This window comes from Pseudoxanthomonas sp. GW2 (assembly GCF_000283075.1).
Taxonomy (GTDB): Bacteria; Pseudomonadota; Gammaproteobacteria; order Xanthomonadales; family Xanthomonadaceae; genus Pseudoxanthomonas.
The window spans coordinates 1-4,554 of sequence record NZ_ALIP01000005.1; the positions used below are offsets into that span (position 1 = coordinate 1).

General features: G+C 72.9%; 6 protein-coding genes. 1 reads left to right on the forward strand and 5 read right to left on the reverse strand.

What is annotated here, in order from left to right; genetic code table 11:
* The 5 genes from B351_RS15920 to B351_RS0100285 all read right to left on the reverse strand — a co-directional run.
* A partial coding sequence (locus tag B351_RS15920; RefSeq protein WP_019397052.1) for a DUF2242 domain-containing protein occupies positions 1-631 on the reverse strand: 631 nt, incomplete at its 3' end.
* A 109-nt stretch (positions 632-740) separates the two neighbouring features.
* Complete coding sequence (locus B351_RS0100270) at positions 741-1,547, reverse strand: N-formylglutamate amidohydrolase (RefSeq protein WP_050992099.1); 807 nt, start codon at positions 1,545-1,547, stop codon at positions 741-743.
* On the reverse strand, positions 1,516-2,073 hold the full coding sequence (locus B351_RS0100275) for an NUDIX hydrolase (protein ID WP_019397054.1): 558 nt from the start codon (positions 2,071-2,073) through the stop codon (positions 1,516-1,518). The genes B351_RS0100270 and B351_RS0100275 overlap by 32 nt, the downstream gene beginning before the upstream one ends.
* 42 nt (positions 2,074-2,115) lie before the next feature.
* A complete protein-coding gene (locus B351_RS0100280) occupies positions 2,116-3,090 on the reverse strand; it encodes a 5'-3' exonuclease H3TH domain-containing protein (RefSeq protein ID WP_019397055.1) in 975 nt (324 codons plus the stop codon).
* Entirely contained in the window at positions 3,087-3,662 is a 576-nt protein-coding gene (locus B351_RS0100285; RefSeq protein WP_019397056.1) for a nitroreductase, read from the reverse strand. Before B351_RS0100285 ends, B351_RS0100280 begins: the two co-directional genes overlap by 4 nt.
* Before the next feature lie 261 nt (positions 3,663-3,923).
* On the opposite strand from B351_RS0100285, the gene B351_RS0100290 reads away from it, so the two are divergent.
* Positions 3,924-4,554 (forward strand): DUF1631 family protein (locus B351_RS0100290; RefSeq protein ID WP_026010181.1); only part of this gene is annotated, 631 nt, incomplete at its 3' end.

Below are 4,554 nucleotides of genomic sequence, written 5' to 3' on the forward strand. Positions count from 1 at the left end.
CCTCGATCCGCACGCCCGGCATCAGCTCGCCCGGGGTCGGTTGCGGGTACTGCTGCACCGGGAACAGCATCGGCTGGGTCTGCGCCGCCGGCCGCGCGGGGCGCTCGATCTCCTCCGGCAGGAAGCGCTCGAGCACGGCGAAGAAGCGTTTGTAGAAGTTGGAATCCTGCAGGGTCTCGCTGGCCACCTTGACCAGCGAATCCTCGATCGAGCCGATCGGCAGCGAGACCGAGCCTAGCGCGCTCACGCCCAGGCTGGCGGAGGTATTGCTGCGGCGGAGCACGTAGCGGTCCTGGACCGCGTTCACGAACACCACCGTCTGCTGCTCGCCGCGCAGCTGCGGCATGCACACGGCGCGGAATTCCACCTGCTCGTGGTTGTCGTCGTGCTGGAAGTACTTGCGTGCCTCGACCACGTCGGCCTCGGCGCGGCCGACCACGAAGCCCTGGCTGAGCAGGGCGCGGCGCGCGGCCTCGCAGGTCTGCGCCGGGGAATGGTCGAAGCTGCGCGAGTAGGTGTTGGCGGACTCGAAGGTCTCGAAAGCCGAACGTTCCGGCACGCCACGTCCCATGGCGCAGCCGGTCAGCAGGGCCAGCAGGGCGAGCGGAGGAAGGAAGCGGTGGCCTGGCATGGTGACTCGGTGAAACAGGTTGGCCGACCGAGTATGCCGGAACCGCGGCGGCTTGGACGACCCGGATGGAAACGCTTTCCCGCCGGGCGTGGCTGGCGTTGCGGCCGGTTCAGCCGGCAAAGCGCGGCGCCAGTGCGGCGAAGATCCGCGCCAGCCGTTGCGCCCACAGCAGCTGTCCGTCCTCGTCGGCGATCAGGTCCTGGCGGATCTCCAGTTCCACGTTCGGCAGTCCGCGCGCCTCGCCGTGCACCGGGATCGCGTAGTCGCTGGTCGCGGTGACCGCATAAGGCTGGTTGTCGCCGACCACCAGGTCGCCCTCGGCGCGCAGCGCCGCGAGCATGGCGTGGGGCAGGGCGGTGTGGCGGTGGTAGAGCACGCCGCAGTGCCAGGGGCGGTCGAAGCCGGCCATCGACGGGGTGAAGCTGTGCAGGGTGGCCAGCAGGGTCGGGCGGCCCTGGGCCGCGCGCTGGTCCAGGGCAGCGGCGATGCGTGCGTGGTAGGGCTGGAAGATCGCGCGCTGGCGCGCGGCGCGGGCGGCCTCGTCCAGGCCCAGGTTGGCCGGCACCGGGGTACCGTCGCTGGCCTCGACGATCGAGGTCGGCGACTGCAGCGGCCGGTTGCAGTCGATCACCAGGCGCGAGTACGGCTGCAGGATGGTCCAGGCGTCCAGCAGTTCCGCCAGCCGCCGCGCGACCCCGGCGATGCCGATGTCCCAGCCGATGTGGCGGTCGATCTCGCCCGGCGGCAGGCCCAGGTCGCCCAGCGCGCGCGGGATCGCCTGGCCGGCATGGTCGACCACGAACAGCCAGGGCGAGGTCCCGTCGGGGCGCAGCAGCTCCAGCGGCGCAGGGTCGCCGGCCTGCAGCAGCGTGGCGTGCCGGCCGTCAGGGGGCACGCGGGGTGCCGTCGAGTTCATGCTCGATCATCCACAGCCCGGCCCAGAGCTTGGAGTCCAGCTCGTAGCCTTCGCCCATCTTGCGCACCAGCCAGGCCGCGGCGGTGGCGCGCGGGACCTCGTGGACGGTGATGTCCTCGGTGCCGTCGCCGCCGCCCTCGCCGACCTTGCGCAGGCCGGTGGCACGCACGAACGCGACCTTCTCGCTGCTGGCCCCGGAGGAGGTGGGGCCGATCATCAGCACCTCGGCGCGCTCGGCGGTCCAGCCGGTCTCCTCCTCCAGCTCGCGGATCGCCGAGGCCTCGATCGATTCGCCGGCATCGATGTCGCCGACCAGGCCGGCCGGCATCTCGATCGTGCGCGCCTGCAGCGGCACCCGGAACTGTTCCACGAACAGGATCCGGTCCTCCGGCGTCACCGCGAGGATGATCGCGGCCAGCCCGCCGGCGTGGGTGCGTTCGGAGTACTCCCACGTCCCGCGCACGACCATGCGCTGGTAGCGGCCCTCGTAGACGACGCGCGGGGCGTCCTTGTCGGTGGTGTCCATGCGCCCGATCCTAAGCCGTCGGCGCCCGCGCGTCAGCCGCGCTCAGGCCGGGGCGCCGTCGCTCCAGGCCGGCGCCGGCTCCCCCAGCCCGGCGGCGATCCGCAGCCGGCGCCGGGTCATCGGCCCGAAGCGCAGCGCCGTGGCCAGCCCGTCCAGCATCTCCGGATCGGCCGCCCCGCGCGGCGTGGCCGGGACGGCGTAGTCCAGCGGCGCATCGCAGGCGATGGTGGTCAGCTGGCGGAACAGCAGTGCCAGCTCGCGCTGCTCGCGCAGCCGCGCCGCGACCTGGGCGGCGCCACGCAGGCGCAGGAAGGCAACCTCGTCGACCCGCTCCAGCAGCGCGTCCAGGCTGCCGAAGTGGGATAGCAGCACCGCCGCGGTCTTGGCGCCGATGCCGCCCACGCCGGGGATGTTGTCCACCGCGTCGCCGGTCAGGGCCAGGTAGTCGGCGATCTGGTGCGCATGTACGCCGTGGCGCGCCTTCACCCCGGCCGCGCCCCAGCGCTGGCCGCGGGCGAAGTCCCACTGCTCGTCGTGCTCGCCCAGCAGCTGCGACAGGTCCTTGTCGGCCGAGACGATCACCCCGCGGAAGCCCGCCGGCCGCGCCCGGTGCAGGGCGCTGCCGATCAGGTCGTCGGCCTCGTATTCGGTATGCGCCAGCACCGCCAGGCCCAGCGCCGCGCAAAGCGCCTTGCAGTGCGCGAACTGGCGGCGCAGTTCCTCCGGCGCCGGCTCGCGGTTGCCCTTGTAGGCCGGGTAGATGCGGTGGCGGAAACAGCTGTCCAGCGCCTCGTCGAAGGCGATGGCGATGTGCCCCGGGCGCTCGCGTTCCAGCAGCTCCAGCAGGAAGCGGGCGAAGCCGTGCACCGCGTTGGTCGGCCAGCCCTGGGCGTCGCGGAAGGCATCGGGCATCGAATGCCAGGCGCGGAACACGTACAGGCTGGCGTCGACCAGGTAAAGCGGCGGCCGCGGCGCGGGCACCGCGGAGGCGGGCAGGCCTGGCCCGGCGGCGCTCACGGCGCCCAGTCCGACAGCAGGGCGCGGGGATCCGGACGCGGGCGTTCCGGCGCCTCGGCCTGTGGCGTGCCGATGTGGACGAAGCCGACGATGCGCTCGTTCGCCGCCAGCCCCAGCACCCGCGCCACCTCCGGGTCGTAGGCCATCCACGCGGTCAGCCACTGCGCACCGAAGCCCATGGCCTGGGCGGCCTGCAGCAGGGCGAAACAGGCGCAGCCGGCACTCAGCAGCTGTTCCTGCTCGGGCACCTTGTGCCCGGCCTGGAGGCGGGCGACCACCGCCACCACCAGCGGGGCGCGGGAGAACCTCATCCGGTCCTTCTCCACCGCCGCCGGCGGTGCCTGCGGATCGCGCTGCAACGCGCGCGCGGCGACGAACTCGCCCAGCGCGTGGCGCGCGTCGCCGGCAATGCGCAGGAAGCGGAACGGGACCAGCTTGCCGTGGTCGGGCACCCGCACCGCCGATGCCAGCATGCGCAGCAGGGTGGCCTCGTCGGGACCGGGCTCGCCCAGTTGCATGGACGGGACGGAACGGCGCTGGTCCAGCGCCTCCAGGCTGGGGAAAGTGGGCATGGACTCCTGGCCGCGGCGGCGGCGTATGTTGCCGAAGTCATTGATTATAGGTGAGCCGGCGCGGGAGGCCGGGGCGCGTGGGCGGCGTGGGCGCGGCACCGCAGGCAGGAGCCGCCACTGCTGTTAAAGTCCTGACCGCCAGCCGCGAATTGCCGACCCGATCACGGTTGCTTCGCGGAAGCAGGACGTACGATGCAGGAGCGGTAGGGAGCCGCCCCCCATTCGTAATGTCCTCCGCCTTCGTGCCGGAGCCCCACGCGCATGAGTCCAGCCCAAGCCGAGTTCCACCGCCTGAAGGCCCCCGATGCCGCGCTGCTCGCGCAGGCGAAGGAAGCCTTCCTGCCGGCGCTGGGCGAGGCCTTCGCGGTGGCGGTGGCGCGCTACGACGACGTGCTGTTCGACCGCGCCGAGCGCGCCGGCTCCTCGCAGCTGCTGTTCCTGGACGGCATGCGCGAGCTGCGCCGCCGGCGCGAGGAGATCGCCGTGCGCTTCCGCGAGCACCTGGCCCGTGCCTGGCGCGCGCTGGAGCAAGGCGAGCCGCTGTCGGCCGAGGGCGCCCTGTCCGGGCAGCAGGGCGGGCTGAGCCTGGTCTCCGAGCAGGAGCTGGAATCGCGCCTGGCGGTGCGCAACCTGGCCGCCGCCCTGCAGCGCGAATGCAAGGACGTGCTGGCCCGGCTGGAGCGCCGCCTGGCCTGGGTGGCCGGGGGCGAGGTGCTGGACGCTGACAGCAACCCGATCGGCCCCGAGCACATCGGCGTGGCCGTGCACCAGGCCTTCGCCGCCTGCGAGCTGGCGCCGGAAGTGCGCCTGGTGCTGATCAAGCTGTGCGAGCGCGACCTGGCGCCGCTGGTGGCCCGGCTCTACGAGGGCCTGGACCAGCGCCTTGCCCGCG